The sequence below is a fragment of the Myroides sp. WP-1 genome (assembly GCF_014145635.1).
GTDB lineage: Bacteria > Bacteroidota > Bacteroidia > Flavobacteriales > Flavobacteriaceae > Flavobacterium.
The window spans coordinates 51823-68029 of the sequence record NZ_JACHTC010000014.1 but is presented as its reverse complement, the minus strand read 5'-3'; the positions used below and the strand labels follow the sequence as shown (position 1 = coordinate 68029).

Here is a 16207-nt window from a genome sequence, read left to right as displayed (position 1 = left end):
AAAAGCAGATGGTCGCTCAAAAGCGACCATCTATATTATAATTATAAAATATGTTTTTGAGCTTTGTAAGAAGAACGTACAAGCGCTCCACTTTCAACGTGTCTGAATCCTAATTCTAACCCAATTTCTTCGTATTTTTTGAATTGCTCAGGCGTAATGAATTCTTTTACTGGTAAGTGTTTCTTACTCGGTTGTAAATATTGACCGATTGTTAGAACGTCTAAACCAACTGCTTTTAAGTCGTGCATCGTTTGGATTACTTCTTCCTCCGTTTCACCTAATCCAAGCATGATTCCCGATTTAGTTCGTTTAGCGCCATTGTCTTTTAAATATTTTAGCACAGCTAAGCTGCGATCATATTTGGCTTGAATGCGCACTTCTCTTGTTAAGCGACGAACGGTTTCCATATTGTGAGAAATAACCTCTGGAGATACTTCTAAGATTCGATCTAACAAGCGCTCTTCTCCTTGGAAGTCAGGAATTAACGTTTCCATAGTCGTGCCAGGACTGATGCGTCGAACCGCTTTTACAGTTTCTGACCAAATAATTGAACCTCCATCTTTTAAATCATCACGGTCAACACTGGTTAATACCGCATGTTTGATGTTCATCAATTTAATTGATCGAGCAACTTTGTCTGGTTCATCCCAATCTACTGTTTCTGGACGCCCTGTTTTTACACCGCAAAAACCACATGAACGCGTACAAATATTACCTAAAATCATAAAAGTAGCAGTTCCTTCTCCCCAACATTCTCCCATATTTGGACAACTACCAGATGTACATATCGTATGCAATTTGTATTTGTCAACCAAACCTCGTAATTCAGTATATTTTTTACCTGTAGGCAATTTTACACGCAACCATTTTGGTTTGGCTTGTGGTTGTATATTTTTGTCTAAGATTGTATCCATACTTTCATTTTATCAAAGTACAAATATACTGAAATCTTCTCTTTTATCTTTGGTTTTTTAGGAATTATAAAACTGTTGAGAATCCGTGAAATATACTGGTTTTTTGTGTGATTTTGCTCTAAGTAAAATTCTTTTGATCAAAGAGAAGACTCGTTGAATACTCTAATAATTATTTGTTTTATATAACTGTATGTTTAAAGTATTGCTTAATTTTGATTGAATAAAAAAATAGCTATGGGATTATTTAATTGGTTTAAGAAAGATTCTGGCAAAGAACTGAAAGAAACAAAAGAAACAACAAACACAACGGCACCATCCGAAACAGAGGAAGAACGTCTTTTACTGGCGATGCCAATGTTTGAAAATGGTGAGAAATACAGTATTGAGGCTGTATTAAAGGTTCTTACAACACAATGGGGATATGAAATCGAGGGTACAGATTACGACGATACAACTGCAGTTTTAACTATTGCAGGTACGATGTTTGCCATCGCTTATATACCCGCTGCAATTCCTGAGGAAGATATCAAACATACTGCACAATTCGCTTATAATTGGCCAAAAGTTATAGAGGAAACGCAAGCAGTTGACAGTCATGCGATTGTTTCTGTGATGAGTGGTTCTATGTCTATCGTAGAGCGTTATTTGTTGCTTTCTCGTATTTTGTATGCGATTATGGAAACAACACCTAGTTGTGTAGGAGTCTATCAAGGCAGTCAAACCTTGCTAATACCCCGTGAACAATATCTAGATTATAAAGAAGAACTAAATGAAGAAAAAGTTTTGGTTCCGTTGTGGATCTATATCGGTTTGCGTAATTCAGAAGAAGGAAATAGTATTTATACCTATGGATTGACTGCTTTTGGTAAGCAAGAAATCGAAGTGATTCATTCTTCTTTATCACTTGATGAATTATATGGTTTTCTAGTCAATATATGTTCTTATGTAATTGGTAGTGATGTTGTGTTTCAACATGGAGAAACACTTGGTTATACAGCAGAACAAAAGATAAATATTACTTCTTCTCCAGGTGTATTTGTCGAAGGAAACACTTTGAAATTAGAAATGTAAGATACAAAGCGCTATTCACTTTTCAGGATAGCGTTTTTCTTTTGCTATTTGTTAGAATGAATAGTAAAAATGTTTTTATGTAAATACAGTAAAAATTAGAAGGTTGCTTATTAGTTTGCAATAAATAAGGAGGTAATTTATTTATTGTCAACTGAAATGAGTTTTTAATTGGAAAAATGGTAGTATTCTAACAAAAAACAGAAGTGTTTTAAATTAGAGGATGTTGAAAAATAAAAGGTTTGCTTGGTTAAAAGATAGAGGAAACTTATATTTGTTATTAAATATTTATACAAACTCAAAAGAAATGGAAGATAATCTGAAGTTAACACCAGCAGATAAATGGATTGTAGCGCCCGTAAATAAATTTATGCAAAAGTCTACATCTGGGGGGATTATATTGTTTATTGCTGCTTTGATTGCCATTTTTATGGCTAATTCTACTTGGGCAGATCAATACACCGCTTTTTGGGAAGAAAATCACATTGCTTTTTCATTTAATGACTTTTCGTTGAATCACTCATTGAAACATTGGGTGAATGATGGATTGATGGCTATTTTCTTCTTTGTTGTTGGTTTGGAACTCAAAAGAGAACTAACAACGGGAGAATTGTCTTCACCTAAAAAGGCAATGTTGCCGATTATCGCAGCTATTGGAGGAATGGTTGTACCAGCTTCAATATATGCAATTTTTAATGCAGGAACAGATGCAGCTCATGGATGGGGAATTCCCATGGCAACCGATATCGCTTTTGCCTTGGGTGTATTGTATTTATTAGGAGATAAAGTACCAACTTCACTGAAGGTTTTCTTGACTGCTTTAGCAATTGCCGACGATTTAGGAGCGGTTTTGGTTATTGCAATTTTCTATACTGATCAGCTATCTCTAGTCAATTTAGGTATTGGTTTAGGCTTTTTTGGCTTGTTGATTATCAGTAATTTGATTGGAATTCGAAATACTGTTTACTATGCAATCATTGGTATTGGAGGAATTTGGTTGGCGTTTATGCTATCTGGAGTTCACGCAACAATTGCGGCAGTTTTAGCTGCTTTTGCGATTCCTTCAACAGCAAAAATTCACGAACCTTTCTTCCGCAAAAAATTAGAACAACTTAGAAATCGATTCAACAGCATTGATCCGGATGATAAGATCCCAACTTTAACAGGAGAACAAATGGATTGTGTAGGTGAAATCAAAGATTTAGCTAAGAACAGCTTACCACCAGCTATTCGTTTAGAACATAGTATGCACAACTTTGTTGCCTTTTTTGTTATGCCTGTTTTTGCTTTGGCCAATGCAGCCATTCCCATTAGCATGGGAGAAGGGGAAGGGTTAAGTGCAGTTACCCTAGGTGTGGCTTTAGGTCTATTAGTAGGTAAGGTCTTAGGTGTTTTTGGATTAACAGCGCTTATTATTAAATTAGGTGTAGCAAAAATGCCTTCGGGAATGACGTATAAAAATCTATTCGGATTGGGATTATTAGCTTCTATTGGATTTACAATGTCCTTATTTGTAACCGAACTTGCTTTCGATATTAATTTACATCCAGAGTTTCCTGGTCAAGCAAAATTAGGAATTCTAATTGCTTCTGGTTTAGGTGGTCTATTGGGATTTATTGTCTTGAGTATGGTAGGTAAACCAAAGAAGTAGAGTATAATAAAATATAATAAAAAAGCCGAAGACATTCCTCTTCGGCTTTTTCTATTTTGTGATTAATCTTTCTTTTTCTTTGCTGCACGTTTAGCATCAACAGCACGGTTTCTCGGTTTTGTTTTTCTTGGTTTTCTCTTTCCAGGGCCACCTAGATTAACTTTGGTATTCTTTTCTTTTTTTGCGTGAAAAGCAGCTCCTTTTTCAATGGGCTTTTTCACTTTAACTAATTGCTTAGCCTTTAGTTTAGATTTTTCAAACTCCATTAACTTGTCTGAAATATCAACTTCAGCAGGAATCTCAATGACTCTTAGCTCTTTTTCCATTAGTTCTTCTGCCTCCAGTAACATTTCCTCTTCTTTTGGATCAACAAAAGAAATAGCAATTCCCGTTTTATCTGCACGTCCTGTACGACCAATACGGTGAATATACTGTTCTGGAGCATCGGTAAACTGCAAGTTGATCACGTGGCTAATATCCGAAATATCCAATCCACGAGCCATAATGTCTGTAGTCAATAGTCCTCTTAACTCATTGGCTTGAAATTCAGCCATCGAACGCAAACGGAAATTCTGTGATTTATTTGAGTGAATTACTGTAAATTCATCTGGGAAGGCTTCTTCCAATTGTTCCATTACAATATCCGCCAAACGCTTACTATTGATGAAAATCAATACGCGATTAAAGGTTTCTTTGTCTTGTAACAAGTGCATCAAGAGGTTCATCTTCGTATAGAAGTTAGGAACATGATACAATTGTTGGTCTATTTTTTCTAAAGGAGTTCCTGAAGCTGCTAAAGATACTTCTTCTGGAAAATCGAAAAAGTCTTCCAATACTTCATCTACTTCTTCTGTCATGGTTGCGGAGAACAAAATATTTTGTCTTTTGCTTCGCATCATGGCTAGTATAGAGGTAAGTTGGGTTCTAAAACCTAGATTTAGGATTTCGTCAAATTCGTCAATGACTAACTTTTGTAGGTTGTCAAAACGCAAAACACCATCTAGGGCTAAATCCATCATACGACCAGGAGTACCCACTAGGATATCTACTCCATCGTAAACGGCCTTGCGTTGGGTGTTAATATTGGTTCCTCCATAAACACCTAAAGAACGAATCGACATATATTGTGTTAGTTTATTCACTTCATCAACAACTTGAACAACTAACTCACGTGTTGGTACAATTATCACAACGCGTGGAGTATCCACATGGGCAAATTTCCATTGTTTTAAAATGGGAAGTAAATAAGCATAAGTTTTACCTGTACCTGTTTGGGCAATTCCCATTACATCTCTTCCAGATAAAATAACTGGGAATGACTTAGTTTGAATAGGTGTAGGCGTAGTAATTTGAAGCTCATCTAGGGCTTTTTGTAAAGCTTTCGGTAGATTAAATTGCTCGAAAGTATGCATAAAATATCTTATTTGGACAAAGATACGTTTTTTTATGCTTGTAGTAAGTATTGGATTGAAAATGGATCAAAGACAATCGTTTTGCTTAGAGAATTTTTTTAATTACTCGAAGTTTATGGGTGTGTTTTCCCGAATCTACATTGTAAATGCCTAGGTGATCTAATCGATCGATACGCACTTTTCCATGCGCGTGAATGATGTAATTGTTGTCCATGATAATTCCCACATGGATGATATTTCCTTCGGCATTATCAAAAAAGGCCAAATCACCAGCTTCGCTTTCTTCTATAAAACTCAAAGCTTCTCCAATGGTTGCTTGTTGAGAGGCATCGCGTGGAATAAGGTGTCCGTTAATTTTGTAGACCATTTGTGTGAAACCAGAACAATCGATACCAAAAGGCGTTTTTCCTCCCCATAGGTAAGGTGCATTTAAATACATAAATGCAGTTTTTACAAATTGACTTTTTGTGAATGTTCCCGTAATAGAGCGACCCTCAAAAGCGAATTTAAACGGATTTGTAGAGGCGTGTTTCAAGACGTTGAGGTTACTCCCTAAGGGAATAGACATGAGTTGGTTATCCGCAGAATGTAAAAACTCTACCAAATCACCAGCATAAATTGGTGCAGTTTGTGTTAGGGTGTCGTATTCATTTCTGTCGATGAGTTGAAGCTGTTTATTGTCAATCCACCCTTGATACTGATCAAAAGCCAATTCAATTTTAGACCATTTCTCCGTTTGTTCGAGTATCGTAAACAATTCACCGAATAGCAATTGAGAAACCAATTCGCTTTTATCGCTTGGTTCTGCGCGTAGGGGAACAATCGAAAGATTACAATAAGCAAACATCATAAAGGATCTTTTTATTTAGAGTACAAAAATAAAGATGAGTTTGAAGAAATCAAACCCATCTTTACTTAATATTTAGAGAAATATCTTGATTCGAATTAAGCTCTCTCAATAACAATAGCAGAAGCACCTCCACCACCATTACAGATAGCAGCAGCACCAATTTTAGCGTTGTTTTGTTCTAATACGCTTAATAACGTTACAACGATACGTGCTCCTGAACATCCTAGAGGGTGTCCTAAAGAAACAGCTCCACCGTTTACGTTAATTTTGTCTGTGTTTAGATCTAAAAGTTTTGCGTTCGCTAAACCTACAACAGAAAATGCTTCGTTGAATTCGAAGAAATCTACATCAGAGATTGCTAAGTTTGCTTTTTTCAATGCAATTGGCAATGCTTTAGCAGGAGCAGTAGTAAACCAAATTGGCTCTTGTGCAGCATCTGCATAACTTCTGATATAAGCTAATGGTTTTAAGCCTAAGTCTTTTGCTTTTTCTTCACTCATTAATACTACAGCCGCAGCACCATCATTGATTGTTGACGCATTTGCAGCCGTTACTGTTCCCTCTTTTGTAAAAGCTGGACGCAATCCTGTGATTTTGTCTAATTTTACATTAGAATACTCCTCGTCTTTAGCAACGATGATCGGTTCACCTCTTCTTTGAGGAACCTCAACTGGAACAATTTCCATATCAAATTTACCTTCTTCCCAAGCTTTAGCAGAGCGCTCATACGATTGGATAGCGAAAGCATCTTGTTCTTCTCTTGTGATGTTGTGTACTTTTGCTGTGTTATCAGCAGCTACACCCATCGCCTGATTGTCATATGCATCAACAAGACCGTCATTTTGTAATCCATCTACCATTGTAGTAGGACCAAATTTTTGTCCATTTCTCATATGTACGTAATGTGGAATCAAACTCATATTCTCCATTCCACCAGCAACAACTACCTCAGCATCTCCAGACATAATTGCTTGTGCACCTTGCATGATTGCTTTCATCCCAGAAGCACAAACTTTGTTTACTGTAGTACAAGGAACATTGCTGCTTAATCCAGCGTAAATTGCTGCTTGACGAGCGGGAGCTTGTCCAACACCTGCTTGAACTACGTTACCCATTAATACTTCGTCAACTAAATTTACGTCTAAATTGATCTTATCAATAGCACCTTTAATAGCAACAGCTCCTAACTTAGTTGCAGGAACTGTAGATAAAGAACCTAAAAAGCTACCAATCGGTGTTCTAGCAGCAGATACAATTACTACTCTTTTACTCATAATATATAGTGTTTATTTAAGTTTGATTTATTTTGATTCAATAGTTAACGACAAATATACATTATATATTTATTTGATAGAATTGTCAGGTGAAATAATAGTTGATATTAACATTAATCTTGAAAAGCCATTTTTTTTACCTCTTTTCTGAGATTTTTAGGGATGCAAAGAGGGAGGAAGATGGCGAATTTTGAAAAGAGGCAGAGCGAAGAGCATGATTTTATAAAAAATGAATAAAAAAAGAAGAATCGTATCTGCTTGATAGATAAACGATTTAAAGAATTTGATTATTTTTTTAAATTTTTGTGTCGTAAATATTTGGAAACAACGAAAACTCGTGCTACTTTTGCATCCGCAATACAGAAGATAACTCTTCTTTAAAGCAACGGAGAGGTGCCGGAGTGGTAACGGAGCAGATTGCTAATCTGTCGACTGGTAACGGTCGCCAGGGTTCGAGTCCCTGTCTCTCCGCTTATTCGGGGTGTAGCGTAGCCCGGTCATCGCGCCTGGTTTGGGACCAGGAGGTCGCAGGTTCGAATCCTGCCACCCCGACCACTACAAGTAGTGTAGGGTCCAATAGCTCAGCTGGATAGAGCAACTGCCTTCTAAGCAGTAGGTCTCAGGTTCGAATCCTGATTGGATCACAAAAAAGTCTTAACTATCGTTAAGACTTTTTTTGTTTATATACGTTCCATATCTCTTTAATTTGTACTTTTAGCTAGCTCTTTAATTCTTTCTCTGTATAAATCTTATGAAATACCAGGGTGATCCGATAAGAATCAAACTCAATGAATGTAATAACGCTTCCCACTGACCTCAATCTCGATCAAGCTCAATCAATCCAAATCTTTGATTATTGCAGTGTCCAAGAAATCGATCGCCAACAAATTGTACTCAACCAGCATACCTTTAGTTTTTTACTTGAAGGAAGAAAGGAAGTCGTTTTTGATCGTGCTACTCAAACTATTGATCCTTCTCATTTTCTCCTTATGAAAGCAGGACATTGTTTGATGACCGAGAAATTATCTGAAGGGGAAAGTTATAGGAGTGTATTGTTGTTTTTTTCAACTGAAGCCATTCAAAAATTTATTCAAAATATTGCAATAGATTTCGATCAATCTATAGAAAATCAATCAGTTCATGCTTTTAGATATGACGACTTTATTCTTCGATTTGTAAAGAGTTTACTCGATGTAAATCAGCTATCGAAAGAAATTCAGCCTCGATTACTAGCAGTGAAGTTTGAAGAGATTATGTGGTACCTTGTTGAAAAATACGGAAGGGGAGTCCTTTATTCTTTACTATCTACGCATGATAATAGCGCTCAAAAGTTTATCCGTACAATAGAAAGCAATATGCATTGTAAATTGACGATTAAAGAACTTGCTTTTTTGTGTAATATGAGTGTTTCTACCTTTAAGCGAACGTTTGAAAAGCACTATGCTGAATCTCCGATGAAATGGTTTCAGAATAAGCGATTGGAGTATGGACACTATTTGCTGCATATAGAAAAGAAAACCGCTACGGAGATCTATTCTGAGATAGGATATGAAAGTTTGTCGAGCTTTATTCAGGCCTATAAAGCAAAATATGGTCAAACACCCAAGCAACATCATAAGATTTGAGCTTTTAGCAACAGTTTTTGAGTGAATAGCCAAATGCAGCATGGTAGGTCGAGGGGTATCTTTGTTTTGAAATTTTTAAATCAACAAGAATGAAAAAAGCACAGGTATTACTACTGTTCGTCTTGATGCTGTCAACATCAGTATTTGCACAAAAAACGTTTACGCTATCGAGTAAAGATTTGGGTGGCGAAGGAACTAAAACACTTGAATTTAATGGGTTTGGTTGTTCTGGACTCAATCAGTCTCCACAGTTGTCTTGGGAAAATGCACCAGAAGGAACTCAGAGTTTTGCTATTACAATGTATGACCCTGATGCCCCTACAGGAAGTGGATTTTGGCATTGGGTGGTGTTTGATATTCCCTTAGCGAGCAGTGAATTGGTCGCCAACGCAGGAAATGTTGCTCTTAATTTAGCTCCCAAAGGAGCGGTCCAAAGTAGAACAGATTATGGGATCAATGGGTTTGGAGGACCTTGTCCGCCAGAAGGACATGGGTTTCACCAATATATTATCACAGTTTATGCTTTGAAAACAAGTACGTTAGGACTTGATGCTAATGTGAATCCTGCTATTGTAGGGTTTAATTTATGGAATCAAACACTCGCAAAAGCAAGTATTATCGCGTATTATAAACGATAAAAAACAAGTTAATAACTATAAAAAAAGTCTTTGAGAAATCGAAGACTTTTTTTGTAGTTATAGCTAGTGTTATTCTAAAATGGAGCAAATTGTTTCTTCCGGCGTATAAACAATTTCCTTTTTTGTCGTTCCTGTTTGATAACCCCATTTTGCAATTGCCTCAAGTAAGGGAATCAGGGTTTGCCCGAAAGTGGTTAATTCATATTCCACTTTTAAGGGAGGTTTACTTGTATAAACTGTTCGGCTAATTAAGCCGTGTTCTTCCATTTCCTTTAACTGCAAGCTTAAAGTGCGTTCCGTAATCATTGGAATGGCTTTTCTCAACTCATTATATCGTTTTTTTTCCATTAAATGAATGAGAATAACAGCTTTCCATTTGCCTCCTATATATCTCATTGTTAAGCTTGTACTGCAAGGGTATTCTTGATTGTCTATGGTATACATCTGTTACTATCCTTTATGACCGTTATTGCAAAGATAATTTACTATATATAAGTTTGCAACTATAAAAAGTATAGTTATAAATTATAAACCGAAGTAAATTGATTATGAATTTTTTAGATCTAGCCCAACGCAGGTATGCAACAAAAAAATACGACCTGACAAAAAAGATTACACCAGAACAAATAGAAGAATTAAAAAACATCATTCGACTAAGTCCATCTTCTATAAATAGTCAACCGTGGAAGTTTACATTTGTTACCAACGAAAAGATAAAAACGCAATTGGCCGCTCATTCCTATACGAATGAAAATTCCATCAATGCAGTTGGATTAGTAGTTGTCTTTAGCGTGATGGAAGATATTGACCACTTTGAGCAGCGCAATATTTCTATTTTGCCCGAAGGTTGGGTTAAGGGATTCTATGAACCTCTAGTTCGATCGCGTGGTGATCAAGCAACAAAATCGTGGATGGAAAACCAAGTGTATCTTTCATTGGGGTATTTTTTGTCTGCTTGTATGAGTCTCGGGTTGGACGCAACACCGATGGAAGGGATTAATCGCCAGGGGTATCACGATATTTTACAGCAAGAAGGATACGCTCCTTTGTTTGCAGTTACCGTGGGATATGCTGATCAAACGGACCCGATGCATCCAAGGGTTTTGCCTAAATCGCGTTTTGAACGCGAGGAAATTATTGTATCGATTTAGTTTACAGGTGTTGAGATGTTGAGGTGTTGAGGTGTTGAGATGTTGAGGTGTTGAGGTGTTGAGGTGTTGAGGTGTTGAGATGTTGAGGTGTTGAGGTGTTGAGGTGTTGAGGTGTTGAGATGTTGAGGTGTTGAGGTGTTGAGGTGTTGAGGTGTTGAGGTGTTGAGGTGTTGAGGTGTTGAGGTGTTGAGGTGTTGAGATAATTTTTTCTGAAATAAGAAGGTACTTGCTTTAAACAAAGAGATTGTCAAAAAAGTACAAAGTTTACAAATCAGCAAAAAACTAAAAAAAAGCATTTTTATAATGGAGTATTTTCCGTTAACCGTTAACCAACTACCAGGCTCTTTTATCCGTTACAAGCGGTTTTGTTAGGTCAAACACTACATTAAAGCTGGTTTTAGCTCCTGCACGTTGCAAGTTGTAACTGTATTCTTTGTTGTCAATGGTTACCCACCATAGATTAGCGGCAGCAGCAGGTATACTGGCTGTAGTTTCTTGATCGGCGGGAAAGTATTGAATATGTGCTGTACCCGTATTGGTGGTTGTACCGCCATACATGGTTACTTCATCAGGTTCTCCATTTGTTTGACGGTGGTCGTGTTTGAGTTCAATACGATCTCCCTTTAGCGTAAAAACCCAGGTGCGCGATAGATCATCTCCTACAAAAAAAGCAATTTTCACTTCGCGTTTATCACAAGCAGAGACATACATGATTAATTCTTTGTTGTCAAAATCAGCGGGTATAGGGGAAGAAACGATAGATCCTTTGTATGCTTTTCCGCAGTGTTCTGCGAGGTTTTGGATGAATTGGGTTGAAGCATTTGGCGCTTGTGCTTTTGTGTAACATACACTGCTGATACAAAACAGCAAAACAAGTAGATTTTTCATCATAAGTAGAATATATAAAAGACTAAGATAGTGGTATAAAGAATGTTTACCTAATGCTTGACAAAAACAAGGGAGGTTCTGGGGCTAAAACGTAGCGTATTTCCAACAAAAGCCTTATTTTTGAGGAAAGCTAAAAAACAATGATTCGATTGACAGAGCAAATCGTTCCTGTGAACGAGCAAGCTATATTTGTACACTTGTATACCCACGATACCCCAAAGACAGCAACAACCTTAGTGTTATTACACGATTCGTTAGGGAGTGTTGAATTATGGCGTGATTGGCCTCGTTTGTTGGCTGAACAGTTACAGTGTAATGTTATGGTGTATGATCGCGTGGGCTATGGAAAATCTCAACCGATGCAAACTGCTGTTCGAGAGCGAAATTACTTAGAACAAGAAGGCGCATTTTTAGAACAGCTGCGCTGTGTGTTACAATTGGAAAAGATAGCGATCTTCGGTCATAGCGATGGAGCGTCAATTGCTTTGTGGTATGGGATTTTGTATCCTGAGCATACAACTGCTTTGGTGATTGAAGCTGGTCATGTATTTGTAGAAGAGATGACGTTAAAAGGCGTTTTGGATGCTAAAAAAGCGTATGAAGAAACAGATTTAAGATATCGATTGGTCAAGTACCATGGAGAACGGGTAGAGAAATTGTGCTATGCTTGGTTTGATATTTGGTTAGATCCTGCATATCGCGATTGGACGATGGTACCCGAATTGTATCGAATTACATCTCCTTTGTTGTTTTTGCAAGGTGATTTGGATGAATACGGCACATTAGCACAAGTGGAAGAAACCATTACACATGTGAGTGGAATTGCAGAAAAATACGTGTTTGAGCAAGTGGGACATATCCCGCATAAAGAACAAAAGGAGCAAACCATGGCGCTGATCATCTCCTTTTTAAAATCTTATTTATAATTGGAGCAAATGCTCTATTTTGTCGAGAAATAATTGTTCGATTCTCGGATCTTTAGCTTGTAAATAAGACGTCTTTAAACTGTTTAAGTATTGATCTAGATTGGTAATAACACTACCTGGAGCCAATTCAAAAGGAACCTGTAAGTTCTTGGCTTTAATTGTCTCTAGGGCTGTTTTGATATAAGTCTCTTTATCCATCGTCGTTTTTGTATCGAACGCAAAGATATAAAATCATTTTGATGATAAAAGGAAGTGAAAAAGAATAGCCTAATCCTGTTGAGAGGATTAGGCTATTTTTTGATCTAGCGCGGTAACTCGATCGTATATGTTTTACCTTTTGTTTTTAGGTTTGTGTTGACTAACCAAGGGTTGTACAATTTCAACAATTTGTAGTTCGATCCTTGTTCAATGGCAAACATGGGTAAGTCTTCAATGTCATTACTTACCGTAATATAGCGCATCGGTACTGGTTGATATCGATCCGCTTTTGGAATGTCATAACCGTATAGTTGTGGGTTAGACATAATTTCTTTCATGGCAAGTATTCTGAAAACATAACGTGAAGTTTCTTGATTTAAAAATAAATCATAGTAGTTGTCTACATATTGGGAATTCATAGCTTTTGTCATGCCTGCCATTCCTCTGTTATAAGCAGCGGCAACCATGGTCCATGAACCAAATTTAGCTTTCGCATCGTTAAAATATCGACAAGCGGCCTCAGTTGCTTTTTCGAGGTGGTAACGCTCATCTACACTGTCATCTACCGTCAGATTATATTCTCCTGCTGTTCCTTTCATAAATTGCCAAAAACCCGAAGCTCCCGCAGATGAAACTACATTGGAAAGCGTACTTTCGATTACACAGAGGTATTTAAAATCGTCGGGAATATTATTTTTTTTCAGGATAGGTTCAATGATAGGAAAGTAACGCTCTGCTCTTTTGATAACCAAAGTTGTTGAGGAGTGTAAATTCGCGTTGATAATCATTTCACGGTCAAAACGCTCTTTGACATCAATGATTTCAAGAGGAGTTCGCTCACCAGCAAAATTCGCTTTTGAGGGTAAGGAAACATGGTGATCTGTCGGATCTTTCTGTTCTACTGTTTTATTGCTTGCTCCATGTGAGGTTGCGAAAATAAACGTAGATGCTACACCTACAACAGCTGTTGTGTAGAGTACATTTTTAAGATTCTTTTTCATTTATAGAGTTTAATATAATTTTTTGTAGATTTTGATTAAACCATTTGTATTTTATTAGTATCATGGCATGTGTACCACCTTTTACTTCTATCGCGCTTCGAATGTTTTTAAATGGAAAAATTTCGTCTTTTGTGCCATGAATATGGATTACCCCTTTCAAGTCTTCTTTTTGATCCCAGTTTAAAACGGTGCGAATACACCAATTTAAATAATGTGGATCGCGAATGGACAAATAGCGATTATATAATTCCACGCGTCTCTTTTGTTTTTCATTGCCATAGCGTGCGATCAGGTGGAGTATAAACTCAACGCCACCAGTAGGAAGCAATTTGTAGAGCCTGGTGTATTTTGCCCATTTAAAACGCTTGGGAAATTCTCGATTCGAACGCACACTTGAGATAATGATGATTTTTTGAACGTCAATGAGCTTAGCTAATTCTTGTGCGATAATCCCGCCAAAGGATACGCCCACTAAGATAGGGTTTTTCTGTTGAATCAGCGGAATGTATTTTTGCGTATACGTAATTAGATCTTCGTTTTTTTTACAAGGCAACCATTCTAAAAAATGCAATTCAAAACGTGAAGTATCCCATTCCAATCGTTCAAAAATTAATGAAGTGGATGACATTCCAGGAAAGAAATAAATCGGTATTTTGTTCATTTTAAATAAATTAACATACTTAATGGGGGTGGTCTGGAAAAAAATGACGAACTTTGATAAATATAGCGATAAAACTAGTTGTATTCGCGGTATAAACAATCTAAAATTTTTTTTACGTTGTAATTGTTATGAATTGGGGCATTCGGCCACCGTTCTTTTTTTGTTGCTATGAAAAGGAGGTTCTGCATAACATGAAAATATAAAAATTTAGTATAATGGAAATTAAAGACAATGAATTGCTTCGCCAGTTCGAGCTTGAAACCGATCAGGGATTGCTCAGTGTGGAGTATTCACTTCAAGAGAGAAAGATCTTTCTTACCAAATTAAAAGGATTCGAAGAAGGTGTACAAGCACAATCTATCGATTTTTTGAAAGGAGTACTCGATATTGTTAGAGAAAAAAGATTAAGAGTAGTTCCTACACATCCAAAAATTGTTTCTTTCTTTAGGAAAAATCCTACATACAAAGAAATGCTTCCTCCAGGGATAAGAATTTAATCCTGTGAGATTTTAAAAAACCCACTTATAACACACACAGCATACCCCGAACTAGGGTGAAAAAAAGAAAAAACCTGTTTGAAATTCAATTCAAACAGGTTTTTTTATTTAATCTAGAAAATCAAATCGAACAATACCGTCATCGTCAATTTTCGTTAGTTTAATTTTGCGTAATGTATTGACTAAAGCCGGATCCCAAGGTGTTTTTACTTTGACATAGTTTTCTGTAAAACCGTGGATATACCCCTCTTTATTTTCGCTTTCAAATAAAACGGTCTTTTCGTTACCTAATTGAGACTCATAAAAGGCACGGCGTTTTTTGACTGATAAACCGCGCAACATTTTACTTCTCTTATTTCTTACTTCCATCGGAACAACTCCTTCCATCGCTATCGCTTCAGTATTATCGCGTTCTGAATAGGTAAAGACATGTAGGTAGGAGATGTCTAAATTGCTCAAGAAGTTATATGTATCTAAAAACTTCTCATCTGTTTCACCAGGGAAACCAACAATTACATCTACTCCGATACAACAATCTGGCATTACTGTACGGATTTTATCTACGCGTTCTACATATAACTCTCGCATATAACGGCGTTTCATCTTCTTTAAGATATCGTTATTTCCCGATTGTAACGGAATGTGAAAATGAGGAACAAACGTTCTACTTTTAGAAACGAATTCGATGGTTTCATTCTTCAATAAGTTTGGCTCAATAGAAGAAATGCGCAAACGCTCAATTCCCTCTACTTGATCTAAAGCCTGTACCAACTCTAAAAAGGTGTGTTCGTGCTTTTTATTGCCAAATTCACCTTTTCCATAATCACCGATGTTAACACCTGTAAGTACAATTTCCTTAATGTCTTGTGCTGAGATTTCAGCTGCATTTTTTAAGACGTTTTCCATGGTATCACTTCTAGAAATACCACGTGCCAAAGGAATCGTACAGTACGTACATTTGTAGTCACATCCATCTTGCACTTTTAAAAATGCGCGTGTTCGATCTCCAATTGAATAAGAACCAACATAAAAATCGGCTTCTGAAATCTCACAAGAGTGCACCTGACCCATTTCATTTTTGGAAAGGTCATTGATGTAATCCGTCAATTTAAATTTCTCTGTAGCACCAAGCACTAAATCAACCCCATCAACATTGGCTAATTCAGCTGGTTTTAATTGCGCATAACATCCAACAGCGGCAATAAAGGCCTTTTCGTTTTTCTTTTGCGCTTTTTTTACTATTTGTTTGAATTGTTTATCTGCATTTTCGGTTACAGAACACGTGTTGATCACATAAATGTCTGCCACATCCTCAAATTCAACACGATCAAAACCTTCATCGACGAAACTTCTTGCTATTGTTGAGGTTTCAGAAAAGTTTAGCTTACATCCTAAGGTGTAAAAAGCTACTTTTTTTCTATTTTCCATAATCATTCTTTACTATGAGTAGTAA

18 protein-coding genes and 3 tRNA genes are annotated in these 16207 nt (G+C 36.8%); 10 read left to right on the top strand and 11 right to left on the bottom strand.

Translation table 11 applies throughout. The annotated features are described in order from the left end of the window. Positions 1-41 precede the first annotated feature (41 nt). Positions 42-914, bottom strand: a complete 873-nt coding sequence (gene lipA, locus H4K33_RS12510; RefSeq protein ID WP_182649467.1) for a lipoyl synthase — start codon at positions 912-914, stop codon at positions 42-44. Between the two features lie 234 nt (positions 915-1148). Between lipA and H4K33_RS12505 the strand changes: the two genes are divergently transcribed. After that, positions 1149-1985, top strand: a complete 837-nt coding sequence (locus tag H4K33_RS12505) for a DUF4261 domain-containing protein (RefSeq protein WP_182649465.1) — start codon at positions 1149-1151, stop codon at positions 1983-1985. A 304-nt stretch (positions 1986-2289) separates the two neighbouring features. After that, positions 2290-3633 carry a Na+/H+ antiporter NhaA gene (gene nhaA, locus H4K33_RS12500; RefSeq protein WP_182649463.1) on the top strand — a complete coding sequence of 448 codons (1344 nt, stop codon included), beginning with the start codon at positions 2290-2292 and terminating at the stop codon, positions 3631-3633. 62 nt (positions 3634-3695) lie between these two features. Here nhaA and H4K33_RS12495 read toward each other — a convergent pair whose 3' ends face one another. The 3 genes from H4K33_RS12495 to H4K33_RS12485 form a co-directional block, all read right to left on the bottom strand. Beyond that, entirely contained in the window at positions 3696-5045 is a 1350-nt protein-coding gene (locus tag H4K33_RS12495) for a DEAD/DEAH box helicase (protein ID WP_182649460.1), read from the bottom strand. An 85-nt stretch (positions 5046-5130) separates the two neighbouring features. Further along, entirely contained in the window at positions 5131-5892 is a 762-nt protein-coding gene (locus H4K33_RS12490) for a C40 family peptidase (RefSeq protein WP_182649521.1), read from the bottom strand. 98 nt (positions 5893-5990) lie between these two features. After that, a complete protein-coding gene (locus H4K33_RS12485) occupies positions 5991-7169 on the bottom strand; it encodes an acetyl-CoA C-acyltransferase (protein WP_182649458.1) in 1179 nt (392 codons plus the stop codon). Positions 7170-7556: 387 nt separating this feature from the next. On the opposite strand from H4K33_RS12485, the gene H4K33_RS12480 reads away from it, so the two are divergent. The 5 genes from H4K33_RS12480 to H4K33_RS12460 all read left to right on the top strand — a co-directional run bounded on the left by H4K33_RS12480 (position 7557) and on the right by H4K33_RS12460 (position 9432). Next, a tRNA-Ser gene (locus tag H4K33_RS12480) sits at positions 7557-7640 on the top strand. Between the two features lie 6 nt (positions 7641-7646). Then, a tRNA-Pro gene (locus tag H4K33_RS12475) sits at positions 7647-7724 on the top strand. Between the two features lie 15 nt (positions 7725-7739). Continuing rightward, positions 7740-7813, top strand: a tRNA-Arg gene (locus tag H4K33_RS12470). A 144-nt stretch (positions 7814-7957) separates the two neighbouring features. Beyond that, positions 7958-8794: an AraC family transcriptional regulator gene (locus H4K33_RS12465; RefSeq protein ID WP_182649456.1), complete on the top strand. Its 837-nt coding sequence runs from the start codon at positions 7958-7960 to the stop codon at positions 8792-8794. A gap of 89 nt (positions 8795-8883) precedes the next feature. After that, entirely contained in the window at positions 8884-9432 is a 549-nt protein-coding gene (locus H4K33_RS12460; RefSeq protein ID WP_182649454.1) for a YbhB/YbcL family Raf kinase inhibitor-like protein, read from the top strand. 69 nt (positions 9433-9501) lie between these two features. On the opposite strand, the gene H4K33_RS12455 is transcribed toward H4K33_RS12460, so the two are convergent. Then, positions 9502-9876, bottom strand: a complete 375-nt coding sequence (locus H4K33_RS12455) for a helix-turn-helix domain-containing protein (protein WP_182649452.1) — start codon at positions 9874-9876, stop codon at positions 9502-9504. A gap of 104 nt (positions 9877-9980) precedes the next feature. On the opposite strand from H4K33_RS12455, the gene H4K33_RS12450 reads away from it, so the two are divergent. Further along, a complete protein-coding gene (locus tag H4K33_RS12450) occupies positions 9981-10583 on the top strand; it encodes a nitroreductase family protein (RefSeq protein ID WP_182649450.1) in 603 nt (200 codons plus the stop codon). Here H4K33_RS12450 and H4K33_RS12445 read toward each other — a convergent pair. Continuing rightward, positions 10580-10834 (bottom strand): hypothetical protein, encoded by a 255-nt coding sequence (locus tag H4K33_RS12445; protein WP_182649447.1) that lies wholly within the window; start codon positions 10832-10834, stop codon positions 10580-10582. The genes H4K33_RS12450 and H4K33_RS12445 overlap by 4 nt on opposite strands. Positions 10835-10916: 82 nt before the next feature. Then, entirely contained in the window at positions 10917-11474 is a 558-nt protein-coding gene (locus H4K33_RS12440) for a hypothetical protein (RefSeq protein ID WP_255493696.1), read from the bottom strand. 137 nt (positions 11475-11611) lie between these two features. Between H4K33_RS12440 and H4K33_RS12435 the strand changes: the two genes are divergently transcribed. After that, positions 11612-12397: an alpha/beta fold hydrolase gene (locus H4K33_RS12435; RefSeq protein ID WP_182649446.1), complete on the top strand. Its 786-nt coding sequence runs from the start codon at positions 11612-11614 to the stop codon at positions 12395-12397. Here the strand turns inward: H4K33_RS12435 and H4K33_RS12430 are convergent. From H4K33_RS12430 to H4K33_RS12420, 3 genes are all read right to left on the bottom strand, one after another. Beyond that, on the bottom strand, positions 12392-12595 hold the full coding sequence (locus H4K33_RS12430; protein WP_182649444.1) for a hypothetical protein: 204 nt from the start codon (positions 12593-12595) through the stop codon (positions 12392-12394). The genes H4K33_RS12435 and H4K33_RS12430 overlap by 6 nt on opposite strands. 104 nt (positions 12596-12699) lie before the next feature. After that, a complete protein-coding gene (locus H4K33_RS12425; protein ID WP_182649442.1) occupies positions 12700-13596 on the bottom strand; it encodes a lytic transglycosylase domain-containing protein in 897 nt (298 codons plus the stop codon). Continuing rightward, positions 13580-14257, bottom strand: a complete 678-nt coding sequence (locus tag H4K33_RS12420) for an alpha/beta hydrolase (RefSeq protein ID WP_182649440.1) — start codon at positions 14255-14257, stop codon at positions 13580-13582. Before H4K33_RS12420 ends, H4K33_RS12425 begins: the two co-directional genes overlap by 17 nt. Before the next feature lie 215 nt (positions 14258-14472). Between H4K33_RS12420 and H4K33_RS12415 the strand changes: the two genes are divergently transcribed. Then, a complete protein-coding gene (locus H4K33_RS12415; RefSeq protein ID WP_158961227.1) occupies positions 14473-14754 on the top strand; it encodes a GNAT family N-acetyltransferase in 282 nt (93 codons plus the stop codon). A 108-nt stretch (positions 14755-14862) separates the two neighbouring features. Here H4K33_RS12415 and mtaB read toward each other — a convergent pair whose 3' ends face one another. Further along, positions 14863-16182, bottom strand: a complete 1320-nt coding sequence (gene mtaB, locus H4K33_RS12410) for a tRNA (N(6)-L-threonylcarbamoyladenosine(37)-C(2))-methylthiotransferase MtaB (RefSeq protein ID WP_182649438.1) — start codon at positions 16180-16182, stop codon at positions 14863-14865. Between the last annotated feature and the right edge of the window lie 25 nt (positions 16183-16207).

What these genes read in the sequence shown, in the direction of transcription:
- lipA (WP_182649467.1), bottom strand. Translation starts at nt 914, where the DNA reads ATGGATACAATCTTAGACAAAAATATACAACCACAAGCCAAACCAAAA.
- H4K33_RS12505 (WP_182649465.1), top strand. Translation starts at nt 1,149, where the DNA reads ATGGGATTATTTAATTGGTTTAAGAAAGATTCTGGCAAAGAACTGAAA.
- nhaA (WP_182649463.1), top strand. Translation starts at nt 2,290, where the DNA reads ATGGAAGATAATCTGAAGTTAACACCAGCAGATAAATGGATTGTAGCG.
- H4K33_RS12495 (WP_182649460.1), bottom strand. Translation starts at nt 5,045, where the DNA reads ATGCATACTTTCGAGCAATTTAATCTACCGAAAGCTTTACAAAAAGCC.
- H4K33_RS12490 (WP_182649521.1), bottom strand. Translation starts at nt 5,892, where the DNA reads ATGTTTGCTTATTGTAATCTTTCGATTGTTCCCCTACGCGCAGAACCA.
- H4K33_RS12485 (WP_182649458.1), bottom strand. Translation starts at nt 7,169, where the DNA reads ATGAGTAAAAGAGTAGTAATTGTATCTGCTGCTAGAACACCGATTGGT.
- H4K33_RS12465 (WP_182649456.1), top strand. Translation starts at nt 7,958, where the DNA reads ATGAATGTAATAACGCTTCCCACTGACCTCAATCTCGATCAAGCTCAA.
- H4K33_RS12460 (WP_182649454.1), top strand. Translation starts at nt 8,884, where the DNA reads ATGAAAAAAGCACAGGTATTACTACTGTTCGTCTTGATGCTGTCAACA.
- H4K33_RS12455 (WP_182649452.1), bottom strand. Translation starts at nt 9,876, where the DNA reads ATGTATACCATAGACAATCAAGAATACCCTTGCAGTACAAGCTTAACA.
- H4K33_RS12450 (WP_182649450.1), top strand. Translation starts at nt 9,981, where the DNA reads ATGAATTTTTTAGATCTAGCCCAACGCAGGTATGCAACAAAAAAATAC.
- H4K33_RS12440 (WP_255493696.1), bottom strand. Translation starts at nt 11,474, where the DNA reads ATGATGAAAAATCTACTTGTTTTGCTGTTTTGTATCAGCAGTGTATGT.
- H4K33_RS12435 (WP_182649446.1), top strand. Translation starts at nt 11,612, where the DNA reads ATGATTCGATTGACAGAGCAAATCGTTCCTGTGAACGAGCAAGCTATA.
- H4K33_RS12430 (WP_182649444.1), bottom strand. Translation starts at nt 12,595, where the DNA reads ATGGATAAAGAGACTTATATCAAAACAGCCCTAGAGACAATTAAAGCC.
- H4K33_RS12425 (WP_182649442.1), bottom strand. Translation starts at nt 13,596, where the DNA reads ATGAAAAAGAATCTTAAAAATGTACTCTACACAACAGCTGTTGTAGGT.
- H4K33_RS12420 (WP_182649440.1), bottom strand. Translation starts at nt 14,257, where the DNA reads ATGAACAAAATACCGATTTATTTCTTTCCTGGAATGTCATCCACTTCA.
- H4K33_RS12415 (WP_158961227.1), top strand. Translation starts at nt 14,473, where the DNA reads ATGGAAATTAAAGACAATGAATTGCTTCGCCAGTTCGAGCTTGAAACC.
- mtaB (WP_182649438.1), bottom strand. Translation starts at nt 16,182, where the DNA reads ATGGAAAATAGAAAAAAAGTAGCTTTTTACACCTTAGGATGTAAGCTA.